The sequence below is a fragment of the Roseateles chitinivorans genome, assembly GCF_002761755.1.
In the GTDB taxonomy this organism is placed as follows: domain Bacteria; phylum Pseudomonadota; class Gammaproteobacteria; order Burkholderiales; family Burkholderiaceae_C; genus Roseateles; species Roseateles chitinivorans.
On sequence record NZ_PEOG01000019.1, the window covers coordinates 67,923 to 87,132 of the forward strand.

Here is a 19,210-nt window from a genome sequence, read left to right on the forward strand (position 1 = left end):
CCATGCGCCCCATGTTCCAGTACCTCAGCGGTGAGCTCGCCGCGGCCCTGGCCGATGCGCCCGAGTCGTCGGACGCGCCGGGCGAGGGCGGTCTCGGCCGCCGCGTCTTCCTCAAGCTGGGCCTGGCGGCCGGCTTCGCGCTGTACGCGGCCCCCGGCGGCGCGCAGGAGGCGTCGACCGGAGGCTCCGCGCCGGGCGCGCCGGAGCCGCTCAAGCCCTTCCAGCAGCCCTCGGCCTTCGTTGCGATCGACGCGGACGGCATCGTCACCGTCACGATCGGCAAGATCGACTTCGGCCAGGGCGTGCAGACGGCGCTGCCGATGCTGGTGGCCGAGGAGATGGATGCGGACTGGAGCAAGGTCCGCTGCGAGCTCGCGCCGGCGGGCGAGGCCTACAAGGATCCGTTCTTCCACATCCAGATGGTGGGCGGCTCCACCAGCATCAAGGCGTCCTGGCAGCAGTACCGGGAGATCGGCGCCCGCATGCGCGCGATGCTGGTCGCCGCCGCGGCGAAGCAGCTCAACACGCCGGCCGCGCAGCTGCGCACTGAGTCCGGCAGCGTCGTCACGCCGGACGGGCGTCGCCTGGGTTACGGCGCGCTGGCGCAGGCGGCCTTCGCCGAGCCGGTGCCGCCGTCGGTGCCGCTCAAGGATCCCTCGCAGTTCAAGCTGATCGGCAAGCCGGTCAACCGGCTCGACGCGCGCGCCAAGTCCAGTGGCCGCCAGGACTTCGGCATCGACCTGCAGCTGCCGGGGCAACGCACCGTCGTCATGGTCCATCCGCCGGTCTTTGGCGGTCGCGTCGCGCGCTTCGACGCGGCGCCGGCGCTCGCGGTGCCGGGCGTCGAGGAGGTGCTGCAGGTGCCGCTCACCGGCGGCGCGACCGGCCTGGCCATCGTCGCCAACGGCTTCTGGCCGGCGCGCAAGGCGCGCGAACTGGTGAAGGTCGACTGGGACCTGGCGGGTGTCGAGCGCGTCGACAGCGCGGCGCAGCTGGCGCAGTTCCGCGCGCTGGCGAAGCAGCCGGGCATCGTGGTCCAGCGGGCCGACACCGCGGCGCTGACCGCGAAGCCGGCACCGGCGCTCATCACCGCGGAGTTCACCTTCCCCTACCTGGCGCACACGCCGATGGAGCCGCTGAACTGCACGATCGACTTCCGGGGGGACCGCTGCACCGTGTGGGTCGGCTCGCAGTTCCAGACGGTCGACCAGGCGCAGGTCGCCGGGGTGCTGGGCCTCAAGCCGGAGCAGGTGACGCTGCACACGATGACCGCCGGCGGCGGTTTCGGGCGGCGCGCGACGCCGACCTCGGACTATGTCGTCGAGGCCGCCCAGGTGGCCAAGGCGCGCCATGCCGCGGGCAAGCCCGGGCCGGTGAAGATGATCTGGACGCGCGAGGACGACGTGCGCGGCGGCTACTACCGGCCGACGCACCTGCACCGGGTCGAGATCGCGCATGACCGCCAGGGTGGGGTGCTGGCCTGGAAGCATGTGATCGTCGGCCAGTCCATCACCATGGGCACGCCCTTCGCGGACTTCATGGTGAAGAACGGCGCGGACGCCACGATGACCGAGGGCGTGGCCGAGAGCGCCTATCCGTTCCCGATCGCGCTGGAGGTGCATCACCCCAAGGCCAATGTGCCGGTGCTGTGGTGGCGCTCGGTGGGGCATACCCACACCGCCTTCGTGATGGAGACGCTGGTGGACGAGCTTGCCCGCGCCGGCCGCCTGGACCCGGTGGCCTACCGGCGGCAGCTGCTGGCCCGGCATGAGCGCCATCTGGCGGCGCTGGACCTGGCGGTCGCGAAGTCGGGCTACGGCAAGACGACGCTCGCCAAGGGCCGGGCCTGGGGCGTGGCGGTGCATGAGTCCTTCAACACCGTGGTGGCCTATGTCGTCGAGGTCTCGATGAAGGGGGGGCGGCCGGTGCTGCACCGGGTCACGGCGGGCGTGCACTGCAACCTCGCGGTGAACCCGCGCACGATCGAGGCGCAGGTGCAGGGCGCGCTGGTGATGGGCATCGGCATGACCTTGCCCGGCGCCGCGATCACGCTGAAGAACGGCGAAGTCGAGCAGAGCAACTGGCACGACTATCGGGTGCCGATCCATGTGGATGCGCCGCCGGTGGACCTGCACATCGTGCCGTCGGCCGACCCGCCGACCGGCATGGGCGAATGCGGCGTGCCGCCGATCGCGCCGGCGATCGCCAACGCCGTCGCGGCGCTCACCGGCAAGCGCTGGCGCAGCCTGCCCTTCCCGGCCTGACGCGCGCGGGCGGCGGCTTCAGCGGCGGCCGCCGGCCCGTGCCACATCCCTGAGCCAGGGTTGCGCGGCCCAATGCGCGGCCGCGAAAGCCTCGATCCGATCGCGGTAGGTCATCGAGAGCCCGATCGCGTCGAGCCCCTCGAGCAACATCCGCTGGTGCCTCGGCAGCATCTCGAATCGCGCCTCGACACCCCCGGCGCTGCGCAGCGAGAGCGTCTCCACATCGATCGTGACGACGTTGCCCGGCACCGCGTCCGCCTCGTCCATGAGCTGGCGCACCTGGGCCTCCGGCAGGCTGACCAGCAACAGCCCGTTCCCCATCGCGTTGGAGTAGAAGATCTCGCCGAACCCCGGCGCGACGACGGCGCGGATGCCGGCCTGCTGCAGGCCCCAGACCGCATGTTCCCGGCTGGACCCGCAGCCGAAGTTGTTGCCGCCGATCAGCACCGACACATCGGCATACGCGGGCTGGTTCAGCACGAACCCGGGCCGTTCGCGACCCTCGCCGTCGAAGCGCAGGTCGTGGAGCAGGCCTTCGCGCAGCCCCTGCTTGTCGATGCCGCGCAGGAACTGCTTGGGCATGATCTGGTCGGTGTCGAGGTTCTCCAGACGCAGTGCCGCGCTGCGGCCTTCGATGCGGCGGACGGGATTCATCGCGGGGTCTCCTCGCTCACGGGCGCCAGTCGGCGAACGTCGGTCAGGTGGCCGGTGACCGCGGCGGCGGCGGCCATCGCCGGACTCATCAGGTGGGTGATCGCGCCGCGCCCCTGCCGGCCTTCGAAGTTGCGGTTGGTCGTCGACGCGCAGCGCACGCCGTCGGCGAGCACGTCGTCGTTCATCGCCAGGCACATCGAGCAGCCGGGCTGGCGCCATTCGAAGCCCGCATCGAGGAACACGCGATCCAGGCCTTCCGCCTCCGCCAGCGCGCGCACGGCGCCGGATCCCGGCACGACCATGGCGCGCACGCCCGCTGCGACACGGCGGCCGCGCAGCACCGCGGCGGCGGCGCGCAGGTCCTCGATGCGGCCATTGGTGCAGGAGCCGATGAAGACATGCTGGATCGGCGTGCCGGCCAGCGCCGCGCCGGCCTCGAGCCGCGTGTAGCGCAGCGCGCGCTCGGCGCTGTCGCGCGCCGGGCCGGCGGCCATCCGCGCCGGATCGGGGGCATGGCCGTCGATCGCTGCCACCTGGTCGGGGCTGGTGCCCCAGGTCACCTGCGGCGCGACCTCGGTCGCGTCGAAGCGATGCTCCACATGGAAGCGGGCGCCCGGGTCGCTGCGCAGGGTGCGCCAGTGGGCGAGGGCGGGTTGACGCCAGTCGCCGGCGAGGTCGGGGCAGCGGGCGAGCACATAGTTGATCGCCGCCGCATCGGGCGCGATCAGCGCGCCCCGCGCACCGGCCTCGACGGCCATGTTGCAGAGCGTGAAGCGCGCCTCGACCGACAGCGCGTCGATCGCCGTCCCGCAGAACTCGACCACATAGCCGCGCGCGCCCTGCGCGCCGATGCGGCCGATGATCGCCAGCACCAGGTCCTTGGCCGTCGTGCCCGCGGGCAAGGTCCCGTCGACGCGGATCCGCATGTCCCTGGCGACCCGGTAGACCAGCGTCTGCGTCGCCAGGACGTGCTCGACCTCGGTGGTGCCGATGCCGAAACCCAGCGCGCCCAGCGCGCCATAGGTGGTGGTGTGGCTGTCGCCGCAGATGACGACCATGCCGGGGCGGATCATCCCGTGTTCCGGCGCGACCACGTGCTCGATGCCCTGCAGCGCGTCGGTGGTGTCGAAGAGCCGGATGCCGTGGCGATCGCAGTTCGCCTTCAGGTTGCTGGCTTGCAGGGCCGAGGGCGGATCGGCGATCACACGCAACTTCGGCGGCACCGCATGGGTCGGGATGATGTGGCTCACCACCGCGACCTGCTGTCCGGGCATCGGCACGCCGCGGCCCTGCTCGCGCAGACCGGTGAAGGCCTGCGGGCTGGTGTACTCGTTCATCAGGTGCAGGTCGCAGAACAGCAGCACGTTCTGCGCGTCGAGCGTCGCGACGGTGTGGCTGTCGACCAGCTTGCGGTAGAGCGTGCGCGGCGGGGCGGCCGAGGACTGCGCATCGGGGGTCGCGGACAGGGCGGTCATGGCAGGCGCTCCTCGCCAGCGGCGATGTCCCGATCGGTGGCGGTCAGGAAGGGCAGGACCCGATCGAGCAGCGCCTGCGGCGCCTCCTCGGGGATGTAGTGGCCGCAGGGCAGGGCCTCGCCGCGCAGGTCGGTCGCCAGCGGGCGCCACAGCGCCAGCGGATCGAAGCAGCGATGCACGACGCCGTGCTCGCCCCACAGCGCCAGCAGTGGCATGGTCAGCCGCCGCCCGGCGTCGCGGTCCTCGCGGTCGTGGACCAGGTCGATGCCGGCGCTGGCGCGGTAGTCCTCGCAGATGCCGCGGGCGGTGCCGGGCAGCGCGAGGCAGCGCTGGTACTCCGACAGCGCCAGCGGATCGAACGGCGCGAGGCCCGCGCTGCGTCGCCCCATCACGTCGCGCAGGTAGGCGGCGGGATCGGCCTCGATGAGGCGCTCAGGCAGCGGCGCCGGCTGGATGAGGAAGAACCAGTGCCAGTAGGCGCGCGCGAAGGCGTCATTGGCGCCGGCATACATGTCGAGGGTCGGCGCGATGTCCAGCAGCGCCAGCCGCCGCACCGCCGTCGGGGCGTCCATCGCGAGCCGGTGGGCGACGCGCGCGCCGCGGTCGTGGGCCAGCACGTCGAACCGGGTGTGACCGAGCGCCTGCATCACGGCCAGCATGTCCGCAGCCATCGTCCGCTTGCTGTAGGGGGACGCGCCAGCGGCAGAGGTCGAGGCGGCGGGCGAGGCGGCGGCGGCCGTCGTCGCGGCCGATCCGGCGGAACCCGGGACCAGCGGTTTCGAGGAATCACCATAGCCGCGCAGGTCGGCGACGACGACGGTGAAGCGTTCCGCCAGGGCGGGCGCGACCTTGTGCCAGATCGCGCGCGTCTGCGGATGGCCATGGAGCAGCAGCAGGGCCGGCCCGGTGCCGCCGGTCGAGAGGTGGATGCGGACGCCCTCGGTCGTGGGCACGCTCAGGTGCTCGAAGCCGGGGAACAGCGCATCGAGGGCAGCGGACATGCGGTCTCCTGATCGGGTCGGTGGGGAGCGCCCGCAGGGGCGCTCGTCGGTCCGATTCTGGAAGTGAATCGACCGCACATAATTTCCGTTCCGGCAGTTCTTTCATTCCTGGAGTTCATCAATGGACGGCTTCTCCGACCTGGCCTTCTTCGCGCTGCTGGTGAAGCAGGGCAGCCTGGCCGCCGCGGCGCAGCAGCTGGGCGTCACGCCGCCGGCGGTCAGCAAGCGGCTGGCGGCGATAGAACGCCGGCTGGGCGTGCGGCTGCTGCAGCGGACGACGCGCCGCATCGGCCTGACGCCGGAAGGCGAGACCTACCTCGTCGACGGCGCGCGCGTGCTGGAGGAGCTCGAGGCGCTGGAGCGCACGGTGGCGGGAAGCCGGGCGGCGCCCAAGGGGCTGCTGCGGGTGTCGGCGAGCTTCGGCTTCGGTCGCAAGCATGTGGCGCCGGCGCTGTCGCGCTTCGCTCGCCAGTTCCCGGACGTCGAGGTGCAGCTCGAGCTCACCGACCGGCCGGTCAATCCGGTCGAGCAGGGCCTGGACTTGCAGGTCCATGTCGGCGCGCCGCCGGATGCGCGCCTGACCGCGCGGCTGCTGGCGCGCAACCGCCGGGTGCTGTGCGCCGCGCCGGCCTACCTCAAGCGTGCCGGCGAGCCGGCGACACCGCGCGAACTGACGCGACACGCCTGTCTCTTCATCCGGGAGAGCGACGAGACCTTCGGCACCTGGCACTTCCAGCAGGGCACGCGCAAGGAGACGGTGAAGGTGCGCGGACCGCTGGCGGCCAATGACGGCGAGAGCGTGCTGGCCTGGGGGCTGGACGGGCACGGCGTGCTGATGCGCTCGCGGTGGGAAGCGGCGCCGATGCTGCGCTCGGGCCGGCTGCGGCCGCTGCTGACGGACTGGTCGCTGCCGCCGGCGGACATCCACCTGATCTATCCGCCCCGCGCGCAGCTGTCGGCGAAGACGCGGGCGCTGGTGGACTTCCTGATGGAGCGCTTCGCGCCGCACCGCGACGGGCCCGACGACGACGGCGCGTGGTGAGGGGGCGCCCGCGCCGAGCCCCTTCCTCATGGGACTCGGCGGTGATCGGGGGCGCTGCCAGAATCCCCGCGTGCGCATCGGACTGACGCGGGACAAGCGTCGGCGGCATGCGTGGATCAATGCGGCGCTTCCTCGTGCCGCGAAGGGAGGATCCATGAAGGCAATCCTGGCCGAGGTGATCGGCACGTTCTGGCTGGTGCTGGGCGGCTGCGGTAGCGCCGTGCTCGCCGCCGCCTTTCCGCAACTGGGCATCGGCCTGCTGGGCGTCTCGTTCGCCTTCGGGCTCACGGTGCTGACGATGGCCTTCGCCATCGGCCACATCAGCGGCTGCCACCTCAATCCGGCGGTGTCCATCGGCCTGTGGGCCGGCGGTCGCTTCGAGACGCGGCGGCTGCTGCCCTACATCGCGGCCCAGGTCATCGGCGGCGTGCTGGCGGGCGGCGTGCTCTACCTGATCGCAAGCGGCAAGCCCGGCTTCGCCGTGGGCGGCTTCGCGTCCAACGGCTTCGGCGAGCACTCGCCCGGCGGCTATGCGATGGGCGCGGCGCTGGTGTGCGAGGGGGTGATGACGGCGGTGTTCCTGTTCATCATCATGGGCGCGACCGACAAGCGCGCACCCGCCGGCTTCGCGCCGATCGCGATCGGCCTGGCGCTGACGCTCATCCACCTGATCAGCATCCCGGTCACCAACACCTCGGTGAATCCGGCGCGCAGCACGGGCGTGGCGGTCTTCGCGGAGCCGTGGGCGCTGCAGCAGCTGTGGGCCTTCTGGGTCGCGCCGATCGTCGGCGGGCTGATCGGCGGCGCGGGCCATCGCGCGTTGGCGAGCGACTGATCCCGGCTCGACGCGGGGCGGCCGCGGCGTTGGGCGCTTCGGCCACCGCGGGCAGGAGGTCAATTTGTCCTAGGGCGATCTGTCCTAGGACGATCTGTCCCTTCCGGGTGATCGCGCAATGCCCAACACTGCGGGGCCATGGACCCGCTCATCCTTGCGCGCATGCAGTTCGCGCTCAACATCACCTTCCACATCCTGTTCCCGACGATCACGATCGCACTCGGCTGGGTCGTGCTCCACCTGCTGCTGCGCTGGCGGCGCACCGGCGATGCCGCCTGGCTCGCGGCCTACCAGTTCTGGACCAAGGTCTTCGCGCTGAGCTTCGCCCTGGGCGTGGTCAGCGGCGTCACGATGAGCTTCCAGTTCGGCACGAACTGGCCCGGCTTCATGGAACGCGCCGGCAACATCGCCGGCCCGCTGCTCGGCTACGAGGTGCTCACCGCCTTCTTCCTCGAGGCCGGCTTCCTCGGCATCATGCTGTTCGGCCGGGATCGCGTCAGCCCGCGCCTGCACCTCATCGCCACCGCGACGGTGGCCTTCGGCACGACGCTCAGCGCGTTCTGGATCCTCAGCCTCAACTCCTGGATGCAGACGCCGGCCGGGTACGAGGTGCGCGACGGCGTCGTGCATGCGCTCGACTGGTGGGCGGTGATCTTCAACCCGTCCTTCCCCTACCGGCTGACCCACAAGCTGCTCGCGTCGGGCCTGACCGTGGCCTTCCTGCTCAGCGGCGTCAGCGCCTGGCAGATGCTCAAGGGCGCGGAGCGGCCGGAGACGCGGCGGGTGATGCGCCTCGGTCTGACGCTGGGCGCGGTGCTGATTCCGCTGCAGATCCTGGCCGGCGACCTGCATGGTCTCAACACGCTCCGGCACCAGCCGGCCAAGATCGCCGCGATGGAGGGCGTCTGGCAGACCGAGCGCGGCGCGCCACTGCTGCTGTTCGCGCTGCCCGACGAGCAGGCGCGCGAGAACCGCTTCGCCATCGGCGTGCCGCGGCTGGCCAGCCTGATCCTCACCCACGACGCCGCGGGCGAGCTCCGCGGCCTGGATGAATTCGAAGGCGCGCATCCGCCGGTCCGGCCGCTGTTCTTCGGCTTCCGGGTGATGGTCGGCATGGGCGTGCTGATGCTGGTCTTCGCCTGGGGCGGCTGGTGGTTGTTCCGCCGCACGGGCTGGCAGCGCCTGCCACGCGCCTGGCTGTGGGGCCTGTCGCTGATGAGCTTCTCCGGCTGGATCGCGACCGTCGCCGGCTGGTACGTGACCGAGATCGGCCGGCAGCCCTTCATCGTCTACGGCTTGCTGCGGACGCAGGAGGTGGCGGCGCAGAACCCCGGCTCGATGATCGCCGCCTCGCTGGCGGGCTACGCGACCGTCTACCTGGCGCTGCTGATCGCCTACGTCGCCGCCATCAAGCGGATGGCGGAGAAGACCGGCGCGCCGCTCCCGGCCGGTGGAGCGGCTGCCCCCGTGATCTCGAGGACCTTCGCATGAACCCGCTCGCCGCAACGACGCTGATGGAGGGCGGCCCGCTGCCCGTGATCTTCATGGCCCTGATGGGCCTGTCGCTGCTGATCTACGTGGTGCTGGACGGCTACGACCTGGGCGTCGGCCTGCTGACCGCGGCGGCGCCGGAGGCCGATCGCGACCGGATGATCGCGTCGATCGTGCCGTTCTGGGACGCCAACGAGACCTGGCTGGTGCTGGCGGTCGGGCTGCTGCTGATCGCCTTCCCGAAGGCGCAGGGCGTGGTGTTGACCGCGCTCTACGCGCCGGTCGCGCTGATGCTGCTGGGACTGATCCTGCGGGGGGCCGCCTTCGACTTCCGCGCCAAGGGCGACCCGGCGCACAAGCGCTGGTGGGACGTGGCCTTCGCGGGCGGCTCGGCGCTGGCTGCGTCGACCCAGGGCTGGATGCTGGGTCGGTACGTCACCGGCTTCGACGATGGCGTCGGCCCGCAGGTCTTCGCCGCTGGCATCGCGATCGCGCTGACCGCCTGCTATGCGCTGCTGGGCGCGGGCTGGCTGCTGATCAAGACCGAGGGCGAGCTGCAGCGGCGCGCGGTCGCCTGGGCCAAGCGCGCATGGCCGGTGGTGGTCGGCGGCCTGGTGGTGGTGTCGATGGCCTCGCCCTGGCTGAGCGCCACGGTGCGGGCGCGCTGGTTCGACATGCCCGGGATCATCGCGCTCGCGCCCTTGCCCTTGACCGCCTTGCTGGCGCTGGCGGCGCTGCGAGGGCTGTTGAACTCCCACCGCGTGCTGGGCAAGCTGTGCTGGGCGCCGTTCGCGCTCATGGGGCTGGTGCTGACGCTGAGCTTCTTCGGACTCTCCTACAGCCTCTATCCATTCGTCGTCATCGACCGCCTCACGATCTGGGACGCGGCGGCGGCGGACGCCTCGCTGCGCTTCCTGCTGGTCGGTGCGGTCATCACCTTGCCGGTGATCCTGGCCTACAGCCTGCTCTCGTACCGGGTGTTCCGCGGGAAGGCGACCGCGCTGGCCTACTGACCTGGGTCGGCCCCGCGCTCGCTCGACCCCGAGCGGGCGATGGCGCAAGACCGGAAGGGAGGAGGGTGGGGCCGGGAGATGGCAACATCGCCACTTCCGCCGCGAGGCGCGCCGCTTCCCAAGAACTCCATGGACCTCCCGTCGTTGCTTTCCCTGGCCGAGATGGCCTGGCCGGTGCTGTTGAAAGGCACCGGCTACACGCTGCTGTTCGCGGTGATGGCGATGATCTTCGGCCTGCCGCTGGCGGGCCTGATCACGTTGGTGCGGGTGCTGCGCTGGCCGGTGCTGGACCGGCTGATGGCGGTCTATGTCAGCGCGATGCGCGGCACGCCGCTGCTGGTGCAGGTGTTCATCGTCTATTACGGGCTGCCGAGCATCGGCATCGAGTTCTCCCCGCTGGTGGCCGGCGTGCTGACGCTGACGCTGAACGTGGCCGCCTACATGAGCGAGACGATGCGCGGCGCCATCGGCGCGGTGGAGCAGGGGCAGTGGCTGGCCGGCACCTCGCTGGGCCTGAGCCGCCATCAGACACTGCGCTTCGTGATCGGGCCGCAGGCGCTGCGCGCCGCGGTGCCCAGCCTGTCCAACAGCCTGATCTCGCTGATCAAGGACACCTCGCTGGTGTCGGTGATCGCGGTCACCGAGCTGATGCTGGCGACCAAGGAGCTGATCTCCACCACCTTCCAGCCCTTCCCGCTGTACATGGCGGCCGCGGCGATCTACTGGATGCTGAGCTTCGCCTTCGAGCAGGTGCAGCGATGGATGGAGAAGCGGATGGCCTATCCGCATTGAGGCCGCGCGCCAGCGCAGCCGTGTGCTGCGCCCCACCGGGCATGTCTTCCGGCATCCCTCGCGAGGCGGGCGCGCATCGCCCGGTCCGCGACGCCGAGCGCCGATAGTTCCCCACCATGAGCGCCGCCCCGATGACCCATGCCCCCTCGCACCTCTCCACCCACCTGCGCCTGGTCGGCATGGCGGTGCTGTGGGGCGCGTCCTGGCCCTGGGGACGGGTGCTGGCGCAGGCGATGCCGCCGCTGGCCGCGGCCGCCTGCCGCTTCCTGATCGCCGGCGCGATCCTGATGCTGTGGCTGGCCAGCACCGGCCGCCTGTCGGCGCTGCGCAGCTGGAGCGCCTCGCGCTGGGCCGGCATGGTGGTGGCGGCGAGCTTCGGTGTCTTCGGCTACGCGACCTTCTTCATGAGCGGCCTGAAGCACGTGCCGGCCGGCAAGGGCGCACTGGTGATCACCCTGAATCCGGTGATCACGCTGCTGCTGGCGGCCTGGATCTTCCATGAGCGGCTGAACAAGCGCATCGGCCTGGGCATGGCGCTCGCGGCCGTGGGTGCGGCCGTGGTGATCACGCGCGGCGAGCCGTGGCATGTGCTGGACGGCCGTGTCGGCATCGGCGAGCTGTTGCTGCTGGGCTGCGTCGCGTGCTGGGTCGCCTACACGCTGATCGGCCGCAAGGTGATGGCCGGCGTCGATGCGCTGACCACCACGGCCGTCACCGCCGCGATCGGCGCGGCGATGCTGCTGGCGCTGACGCTCGCCGTCGATGGCACCACCGCCCTGGCCGGCGTGCTGGCGGCACCGCGCAATGCGTGGCTGTGCATGGCGGGCATCACCGTCGGTTCGACCGCCCTGGCCTACGCCTGGTATTTCGACGGCGTGAAGGCGCTGGGCGCCGGCGCGGCGTCCGGCTACATCACGCTGGTGCCGGTGTTCGGCGTCGTGTTCTCGGCGCTGTGGCTGGGCGAGGTCGTGGACGCGTCGCTGCTGGTCGGCGGCACGATGGCGATCGCCGGCACCGCGCTGATGAACCTCGGCCGGCGCTGAGGCGCCGGGCAGGGGCGACGCGCCGCCGGGCGTCGACCGGACGCCGGCGCCTGGGGACCGTCCTACTTGCGGCCGGCGCCGAGCAGCACCACGCCGCCCACCGCGATGGCGGCCACGCCGGCCCACATCGGCACGTTGACGCGCTTGGTCTCCTCGACCTTCAGCTCGATCGGGCCGAGCTTGGCGGCGGTGTTCTCCTTCGTGTACGAGAAGCCGCCGTAGACCAGCGCGAGCACGCCCGCCGCGATCAGGATCACGCCCACCCAACGAATGCCACCCATGATGTCCTCCAGTCCTTGCGATTGGGATTGACCGGCGGCCGCGTCGCTTCGCGCCCATCCCGCCGGGGTGGCCCATTGGACCTCAAGGCGACGGCGGGGGACGTAGGACGGCACCGCATTGTGGCGACGCCGCGGTGGTGGCAGAGGGGCAGCGCGCCGCGTGCGGAGAGAATGCGCCGATGCGTGTCCTCCGAGTCCTCGTCCTGACGCGGCGTCATCCGTCCGCCATCCTGTTGATGGTGCAGCTGCTGGGGCTGCTGCTCTATCCGCTGATCGAGTCCAGCCGCGCCGCGCCGCTGGCGCTCAGCGCCTTCGGCATCGTGGTGCTGGTCTTCACGACGCGCATGGTGCGCAGCACGCCGGGGCTGACCTGGCTGAGCGTGACGATCGCGCTGCCGGCGATCGGGCTCCTGCTGCTGCAGGCGTTCTGGGGCATGGACCAGCTCCTGCCATGGTCCGCCGCGCTGGAGGCGCTGTTCTACTTCTATGCCGCGGCCAGCCTGATCGCCTACATGATGAGCGACTGGCATGCGACCACCGACGAGCTCTTCGCCGCCGGCGCCACCTTCACCCTGCTGGCCTGGGGTTTCGCGCACCTGTTCGTCGTCGTGCAGGCGCTGTATCCGGGCAGCTTCTCGGCGGCGGTGGACCCGCAGTCGCCGCGCACCTGGACCGAGCTGATGTTCCTGAGCTTCGCGCTGCTGTCCAGCACCGGCATCGGCGACGTGATCCCGGTGAAGCCGCTGGCGCGGGCCGTCACGACGGTCGAGATGTTCGTCGGCGTCATGTACCTGGCGGCCGTCGTGTCGCGGTTGATCGGGCTGACGCTGATCCGGCGTCGCGAGCTGTCCGACCTCGACTGACGCTCGTCGACGGACGGTCCTCGACGAACCGTCCTCTGCGCCCTGGCCGGTCACCACGGCATCGACCGCTTGGACGAGGCGAGCGTTGCGCGGCCGCGGTCCGGCCTCGACCTTGCGAATCATCAAGCCCGCCGGCGCGGCGTGCAGCCGTCGCCCGCCGCGCGCCGAAGGGTGGGGCTGCGCTCGCTATCGTCGCCGCCTTTCACAACGATCCGCAGCGATCAGGGAGGCGGCGATGCCGATGGAACTCTTCAACGGGGGCGGTCATCGCTGCCTGATGTTCAGCGACTTCGGCCATGACGACGGGGTGCAGGCCAACCAGTTCCTGATCGTCGACGGCAACACCGGCGCGGTCATCGACCCGGGCGGCAACCTGGCCTACAACGACCTCTACATCGGCATGACGAGCTGCTTCCCGCCGCATCGGCTGTCGGCGATCCTGGCCTCGCATGCCGACCCGGACATCATCGCGTCGCTGGACCGCTGGATGACGGCGACCGAGGCGCCGGTCTACATCTCGGCGATCTGGGAGCGCTTCGTCCCGCACTTCTGCAAGCCGGGCAAGACGGCCGGGCGCGTGATCGGCATTCCGGACCGCGGCATGCGCATCGCCGTCGGTGCCAGCGAGCTGGTCGCGCTGCCCGCGCACTTCATGCACTCGGAGGGCAACTTCCAGTTCTGGGACGCGGCCAGCGGCATCCTGTTCTCGGGCGACCTGGGCGTGTCGATCGGCGTCGATCCGCAGCGACCGATCAGCGCGCTGGGGCCGCACATCGCGTCGATGGCGGCCTTTCATCGCCGCTACATGGTCAGCGGCAAGGTGCTGCGGCTGTGGGCCGAGATGGTCCGCCCGCTGCCCATCCGCATGATCGTGCCGCAGCACGGCGCGCCACTGGTCGGCCGCGCGGTGGAGGAGTTCATCGACTGGGTGGGCACGCTGCAATGCGGCATCGACCTGGTGACCCAGCGCGACTACGCGATGCCCTGAGCGGGCGACGTCAGCGCGGAAGGATCACCGTGCAGGCGGCCCGTCGCCGTGTCGTGCGGCGCAGCGTCGCTGCGGCAGTCGCAGCCGGAGCCGGAGCCGGAGCCGCCTAGCGTTTGGCCGGCGGCACATCACCGCGCGGCAGCTGATCGGCGTCCTTGGCATCGGGCGCGCGTGTCGTCAGGTCCTTGGCCCAGGCGAAGCCCTTTTTCGCGACGCCCATGGCCTGGTTGGCGGCCTCGGCGGTGGTGTTGCGGACCTGCTCGGCGCTGGGCAGCCGCTCCTGGGTCCACAGCGCGGCCTTGCGCGCCGCGTCGGCCGCCTGCGTGGCGGCGTCGCCGGCCTGTGCCCGGACCTGGTCGATGGTCGGCAGCTGCTGCTGCGTCCAGTCCGCCGCCTTGCGCGCCGCGTCCCAGGCGGTCGTCGCGGCGGTGGCTGTCGTCGCGCGGACCTGGTCGGCGCTGGGCAGTCGCTGCTGGGTCCAGTCGGCGGCATCGACCAGCACGGTCCGCACCTGGCCCGCTGCGCCGCCGGCCAGTCCCATGGTCTGGTTCCAGCGCTTGGACAGCTCGCCCGGCGGCGCCGTGGCGAGCAGCCGCACGACGGTGTCGAGCGCCTCGGTCTCGGCCGGCGTCAGCGGACCGCCGGCCTCGAGCATGCCGCGCATGAACACGCCCAGGTCCTTGGCGATGGCGGCGTGGTTGCAATCGGGATTCAGGTGGAGGAACTCGGCGCCCTCGGCCGCCATCGCGGCCAGGTCGCTGCCACCGAGCCGCGCCTCGACGGCGGCGACGGATTGCTCGACGAAGGCGCGGTTCAAGCCCCAGTCGCCGATCAGGTGGTCGACGAGGTACTGGCGCTCGGCGGCTTCGATGGTGCCGTCGACGGCCGCCAGCCGCAGCGACAGCGGCGCGATCAGGTCGAACAGCGCCAGGCCCAGCGTGTCCAGCGGGGTGTTGAGGTACTTGGGGATCTCGATGACGCGCTCGCCCTTGGTCGAGCTGAGCAGGCGGTACATGCCGTAGCAGGCGCCGCCCGAGGCGAGGGCGGCGAAGGCGACCCAGCCGATCGGCGTGGCCGACGCGCCCAGCAGCGACGCGACCAGGCCGGTCTTGGCGACCGCCGCGCCCGCGCCGGCGGCGCCGAGCACGTCCCACACCTCGCGACCGCGATTGATCAGGCGCAGCGAGGCATAAGCCTCCTCGCCGATGGCGAGCTTGGCCTTGAAGCGCAAAGGGTCGGCAACGACCTCGTCGACGCCCTTCAACTCGGGCGGGGGCAGCAGCAGGGGCGCGGGGGCGGACATGCAGGACGGCTCCAGTGGAATGGAGGGAGTCTAGCGAAGTGGAGACGGGAGGTTGGATCCGTCCACGTGTGTGACTGAGGCAACACCGGTGCGCGGAGGCGTGTCCAGGGCTGGCTAGCATCGGTGAGACCAGTTCAAGAGGGACCTAGGGATGGAGGCCAATCGAATGCAGACGTTGATGTCGGCCGCCCGGGTGAAGGCGCATCTGCCCGCGGTGGTCAAGGCTGCGGACGCGGACCGCCTGGCGCTTGGCTTCTTCGCGGAGTCGGTCTATGCGGAGTTCAGTCGCAAGGAGCAGTTGCTCGTATTGGTCGACGTCGAGGGCGACGAGGAGACGTACGCAGGGCATCTGCTGTTCGATGTGAAGTTTCCGAGGGCGCATGTGCTTCAGATCCATGTGGCCAAGGGCTTTCGAGGGCGGCAGCTTGGCGCCGCTCTGCTGAACGTCCTGAAGGCGCACCTGACGGATCTGGGATTCATCTCGATCTTCGCGCGCGTCGCGGAGGACCTCACCCAAGCCAACGGATTCTGGAACTCTCAAGGCTTCTATACGCAGCGCCTTACTCAAGGCGGGAAGAGCCGCAACCGGACCATCGTTGTGCGGGCCCACGAGTTGAAAACTGCCCAGCTCATTTCTGGCAGCGGCATCAGTGCGGCAGATCCTCTGGGGTTGGACTTTGGCGGTCGGCGGACACGACCCTTGTATCTGCTGGACTTGAATGTGCTTTTCGATCTCGGACCAAGGCGCGAACGGCACCCGCTCGCGCTGGACGTCTTTCGAGCCGAGCGCATGCAGACTTGTGCGCTGGCGATCAGCTCTGAGATCGAGACAGAGTTGACGCGCACGGCGCGCGACGCCAAAACCGACCCCATGCTCGCCTTCGCAGGGACGCTGGCGCGTTTCCCCGTTCCCGATACAGAGGTGCTGGCACGTTTGCTACCCAGCTTGGGAGAGATCGTATTTCCCGCTCGATCCCGCGTCGGCGCCCTCAGCGCCAATGACCTTTCCGACCTGAAGCATCTTGCGACGGCCATCCATAACGGCCTTCCCGGCCTGATCACCAGCGATGAGACGGTCTTGGCTGCCGCGCCATTGCTACGGAGGGCGTACGGGCTGGATGTTCTATCCCCGGTGCGCTTCCAAGCCCCGCTGGATGAACATGAATTGCCGGTCGTTCATGCGGCTCCAAATGACGACTCGATCACCATCGAGCGCGCACACCATGACGACGGTCCGGCGATTCAGGCGTTGCTCACCCTCTTGGGAGTCGAAGTGGTCGAGCAACTCTCGCAATGGGCTGCGGCAGAAGTCAGGACCACGGCGTGTGTGCGGCTCGTCGCTCGATGTGAAGGGTCGGTCGTTGGGTACATGGCCCTGCCCGCGAGCCCGCAACCGGCCCACATACGGGCGCATGTGGCCGTGCGGGAGGATCTGCCCGGGGCTGATGCCGCCGCCCATGCACTTCTTCTTCGCCTCCACGAGAGCGTTCCGATCGGCGGTGTAGGGAACATACATCTCAGTTGCCCGAAGCAGCAGGCCACACTCCGGGAAGCCGCTGCTTCGTTTGGCTACACGGCATCGCCAAGCGCTCCGACTGAGTTGATGAAGGTGTCCTTGAGGCAGCATGTGCGGGTGTCGACTTGGGCGACCACCCGACACGCCCTGATTTCCACCGCCGCCATGCAGCTTCCCGAGCAGCCGCCCAAGTACCGTCATGTGGATCAACAACTGCCGGTGCTTCGGCGGGACGGTCAACGCATGCACCTTTCCATCTTTCAACTGGAAGCGCTGTTGGCGCCTGCATTGCTGTGTCTTGAAGGCCGCGATGGTGTGATGGTCCCGATACAACGACGCTTTGAGGAACCCCTGATAGCGCAATCGCCGCAGACATCTTGGTTACCTGTGAACAAGGCGCAGCTGCGGCCTCAACGCCTCTATGTCAGTGGTCCAAATACATTGAAGAACTTTCGGCGGGGCGACCTGATGTTTTTCTATGAATCAGGCAAGGGCGGGGGGACGCGCTCGGTGATTGCCGTCGGCCGTGTCTTGCGAGCGTTCCATCGGGGACAGGGAGAGGCCGAGGTGGAGGACCTTGCTGGATCTGTCCTGACCGAAGACCAATTGCCGGAGGTTGGCGCGGCCGCCACAAAGACCGTCACCGTCTTCGACAATGTGCTCCGACTGCCGTGTCCCGTTGGCCTGGAGGACTTGAAGGCCTTGGGTTGCGGGTCACCTCAACAGCTGCTGACAGCTCAGCGCTTGTCAGCGCAACAGGTGCAGGGAATTCTGGAGAAGGGCTTTCAATGACGAAGCATGTCCTCATTTCGCTCGAGGAGCGACACGCCAACAACATCCTTGCGGGTACAAAAACGGTCGAGTTGCGTCGTCGATCGATGCACGTCGAACCAGGGACGTTGGTCTGGTTCTATGTCAAGAAGCCGATGGCCTGTGTCGTCGGATTTGCCGTTGCCGGGGAACGCTATGCGGCCGCTCCCGACAACGTCTGGAGAAAGTTCGGCAAGGTCTCGGGCCTCGAGCGCAAGGAGTTCATGGACTACTTTCTCGGATGCCGGGAAGCCTCGGCAATGCGCCTCGATGCGCCGACTCGCTTGCACAAGTACGTGGGCTTGGCTGAGCTCAGGGCCACCGTGCCGGGGTTCCATCCACCGCAGTTCTATGTGCGCATGCCCGACGAGTCTCCACTTCGCGACCTCCTGACGTCATACCTGTCCAAAAGACAGGCGACGCACCGGGCCGGTCGGAAGCTGCTCAGCTAGGCCGCGTCGCTCTGAACGGGGTCTGGTCGATATCAGACCCCGCCCGCGCCGGTCCTCAGCGCTTCACATACGCGTCGATCGCCTTGCGCGCCAGGAAGGACTGGTCGCTGAACAGGCCGTCCATGCCGAGCTTCAGGAAGGCGTCGATCTGGCCGGCGAGGTTGCCGATCGCCGCCGGATCGTCGCTGCTGTCGAACTCGTTGGGCAGGAAGTTGTTCTCCGCGCGGAAGGTCCAGCCGTGCACGATCAGGCCAGCCGCATGCGCATCCTTCACCAGCGTCGTCGGCGTGCCGAGCCGGCCGGCCACCAGCGGGATCATCAGGTTGGTGTTGGCGCCGATGCCCTGCGCATAGCTGGAGATCTCCGCCAGGCCGGCCGGCTTGGCCAGGTCGGCATAGGTGCGCTTGTCGCCGCTCAGCGTGAAGTCGTAGGGCTGGCCCGTGCCGTTGAGCAGCTGCACCAGCGGCACGCGCGTCATGCGGTTGAGCTTGCGCAGGTTGCCGACCTCGAAGGACTGGATGAAGACCGCCGCGTCCGGCCCGCGGTAGCCGTACTTGTGGAGCAGGCGCACCAGCGGTTCCTCCAGCGGCTTGCCGATGCCGGCGAAGTAGCTCGGATGCTTGGTCTCCGGATAGACGCCGATCGGCTTGAGCTTGCGACCGTGGCCCCAGCGGCCGTCGCGGCCGGCTTCCTCGCGGCGGCGCTCGTTGGCCTGCTGCACCAGCTGCAGCACCTCCTCGAAGGTGGGCACCTCGAACATGTCGTTGAAGCGGCTGTTGGCCGGACGGATCTGGGGAATGCGCTCGCGGGCGCGCAGCGTCTTGAGCTCGGCCAGCGTGAAGTCCTCGGTGAACCAGCCGGTGATGGCCACGCCGTCGATCGACTTGGTCGTCTTGCGCGACGCGAATTCAGGCCGCTCGGCGACATCGGTCGTCGCCTCGCGCACCGAGCCGTCGGCATTCAGGATGGCGATCGCATTCTCGTGGCGCGCGACCAGCACGCCGTCCTTGGTCAGCACCAGGTCCGGCTCGACATAGTCCGCACCCTGCTCGATGGCCAGCCAGTAGGCGGCCAGCGTGTGCTCCGGCAGGTAGCCGCTGGCGCCGCGGTGCGCGATCAGCAGCGGTTCCTTGGTGCGCGGCGGGTGGTGGGCCTCGTGCGCGCAGGCGGTGGAGGCCAGCGAGGCGGCCGCGACGGCGGCGAGCAGGGCGGAACGGAGCAGCTTCATGCGGAGGTCTCCTTCGAGCGGATGGTGTCGTTGGGGCGAGGTCGCGAGCGCTCGCCAGCGCAGCGGCCGGCGGCTCGACGTGACGATCGCGTGGTCGGAACGTGAAGCGCTCGAAGGGTAGGCGCTGGCGGATGAAGATTTGATGATCTCCGCGCTGCG

The 19,210-nt window shown here is 69.8% G+C and carries 17 protein-coding genes; 11 read left to right on the forward strand and 6 right to left on the reverse strand.

What is annotated here, in order from left to right:
• The first annotated feature begins 2 nt into the window (after positions 1 to 2).
• A complete protein-coding gene (locus CS062_RS08960; RefSeq protein ID WP_099861306.1) occupies positions 3 to 2,264 on the forward strand; it encodes a xanthine dehydrogenase family protein molybdopterin-binding subunit in 2,262 nt (753 codons plus the stop codon).
• Between the two features lie 18 nt (positions 2,265 to 2,282).
• On the opposite strand, the gene leuD is transcribed toward CS062_RS08960, so the two are convergent.
• Genes leuD through CS062_RS08975 form a run of 3 tightly spaced genes read right to left on the reverse strand, consistent with a single transcriptional unit; the run spans position 2,283 to position 5,394 of the window.
• A complete protein-coding gene (leuD, locus tag CS062_RS08965; protein WP_099861307.1) occupies positions 2,283 to 2,918 on the reverse strand; it encodes a 3-isopropylmalate dehydratase small subunit in 636 nt (211 codons plus the stop codon).
• Positions 2,915 to 4,393, reverse strand: coding sequence for a 3-isopropylmalate dehydratase large subunit (gene leuC / locus CS062_RS08970; RefSeq protein WP_099861308.1), 1,479 nt, complete (start codon positions 4,391 to 4,393; stop codon positions 2,915 to 2,917). The genes leuD and leuC overlap by 4 nt, the downstream gene beginning before the upstream one ends.
• Positions 4,390 to 5,394, reverse strand: coding sequence for an alpha/beta fold hydrolase (locus CS062_RS08975; RefSeq protein WP_099861309.1), 1,005 nt, complete (start codon positions 5,392 to 5,394; stop codon positions 4,390 to 4,392). Before CS062_RS08975 ends, leuC begins: the two co-directional genes overlap by 4 nt.
• 121 nt (positions 5,395 to 5,515) lie before the next feature.
• Between CS062_RS08975 and CS062_RS08980 the strand changes: the two genes are divergently transcribed.
• The 6 genes from CS062_RS08980 (at position 5,516) to CS062_RS09005 (ending at position 11,610) form a co-directional block, all read left to right on the forward strand.
• Positions 5,516 to 6,436 carry a LysR family transcriptional regulator gene (locus CS062_RS08980; protein ID WP_099861310.1) on the forward strand — a complete coding sequence of 307 codons (921 nt, stop codon included), beginning with the start codon at positions 5,516 to 5,518 and terminating at the stop codon, positions 6,434 to 6,436.
• Between the two features lie 154 nt (positions 6,437 to 6,590).
• The gene (gene aqpZ / locus CS062_RS08985) at positions 6,591 to 7,271 is read left to right on the forward strand and encodes an aquaporin Z (protein ID WP_099861311.1); all 681 of its coding nucleotides are present in this window, start codon (positions 6,591 to 6,593) and stop codon (positions 7,269 to 7,271) included.
• A gap of 138 nt (positions 7,272 to 7,409) precedes the next feature.
• Complete coding sequence (locus tag CS062_RS08990) at positions 7,410 to 8,762, forward strand: cytochrome ubiquinol oxidase subunit I (RefSeq protein WP_099861312.1); 1,353 nt, start codon at positions 7,410 to 7,412, stop codon at positions 8,760 to 8,762.
• Complete coding sequence (locus CS062_RS08995) at positions 8,759 to 9,775, forward strand: cytochrome d ubiquinol oxidase subunit II (RefSeq protein WP_233217987.1); 1,017 nt, start codon at positions 8,759 to 8,761, stop codon at positions 9,773 to 9,775. The genes CS062_RS08990 and CS062_RS08995 overlap by 4 nt, the downstream gene beginning before the upstream one ends.
• Positions 9,776 to 9,904: 129 nt before the next feature.
• A complete protein-coding gene (locus CS062_RS09000; RefSeq protein WP_099861313.1) occupies positions 9,905 to 10,567 on the forward strand; it encodes an amino acid ABC transporter permease in 663 nt (220 codons plus the stop codon).
• A gap of 116 nt (positions 10,568 to 10,683) precedes the next feature.
• Positions 10,684 to 11,610 carry a DMT family transporter gene (locus CS062_RS09005; RefSeq protein ID WP_233217988.1) on the forward strand — a complete coding sequence of 309 codons (927 nt, stop codon included), beginning with the start codon at positions 10,684 to 10,686 and terminating at the stop codon, positions 11,608 to 11,610.
• A 62-nt stretch (positions 11,611 to 11,672) separates the two neighbouring features.
• Here CS062_RS09005 and CS062_RS09010 read toward each other — a convergent pair whose 3' ends face one another.
• Complete coding sequence (locus CS062_RS09010) at positions 11,673 to 11,891, reverse strand: hypothetical protein (RefSeq protein WP_099861315.1); 219 nt, start codon at positions 11,889 to 11,891, stop codon at positions 11,673 to 11,675.
• Positions 11,892 to 12,070: 179 nt separating this feature from the next.
• On the opposite strand from CS062_RS09010, the gene CS062_RS09015 reads away from it, so the two are divergent.
• Entirely contained in the window at positions 12,071 to 12,754 is a 684-nt protein-coding gene (locus CS062_RS09015) for an ion channel (RefSeq protein WP_099861316.1), read from the forward strand.
• Between the two features lie 235 nt (positions 12,755 to 12,989).
• Positions 12,990 to 13,742: an oxygen-binding di-iron domain-containing protein gene (locus CS062_RS09020; protein WP_099861317.1), complete on the forward strand. Its 753-nt coding sequence runs from the start codon at positions 12,990 to 12,992 to the stop codon at positions 13,740 to 13,742.
• A gap of 106 nt (positions 13,743 to 13,848) precedes the next feature.
• Here the strand turns inward: CS062_RS09020 and CS062_RS09025 are convergent, their stop codons facing one another.
• Positions 13,849 to 15,045 carry a hypothetical protein gene (locus CS062_RS09025; RefSeq protein WP_099861318.1) on the reverse strand — a complete coding sequence of 399 codons (1,197 nt, stop codon included), beginning with the start codon at positions 15,043 to 15,045 and terminating at the stop codon, positions 13,849 to 13,851.
• Positions 15,046 to 15,211: 166 nt separating this feature from the next.
• Here CS062_RS09025 and CS062_RS09030 point away from each other — a divergent pair, with 166 nt between their 5' ends.
• On the forward strand, positions 15,212 to 17,353 hold the full coding sequence (locus CS062_RS09030) for a GNAT family N-acetyltransferase (RefSeq protein WP_158238720.1): 2,142 nt from the start codon (positions 15,212 to 15,214) through the stop codon (positions 17,351 to 17,353).
• Complete coding sequence (locus CS062_RS09035; RefSeq protein ID WP_099861320.1) at positions 17,350 to 17,823, forward strand: ASCH domain-containing protein; 474 nt, start codon at positions 17,350 to 17,352, stop codon at positions 17,821 to 17,823. The genes CS062_RS09030 and CS062_RS09035 overlap by 4 nt, the downstream gene beginning before the upstream one ends.
• A gap of 55 nt (positions 17,824 to 17,878) precedes the next feature.
• Here the strand turns inward: CS062_RS09035 and CS062_RS09040 are convergent, their stop codons facing one another.
• Entirely contained in the window at positions 17,879 to 19,051 is a 1,173-nt protein-coding gene (locus CS062_RS09040) for a glycerophosphodiester phosphodiesterase (protein ID WP_099861321.1), read from the reverse strand.
• Positions 19,052 to 19,210 lie beyond the last annotated feature (159 nt).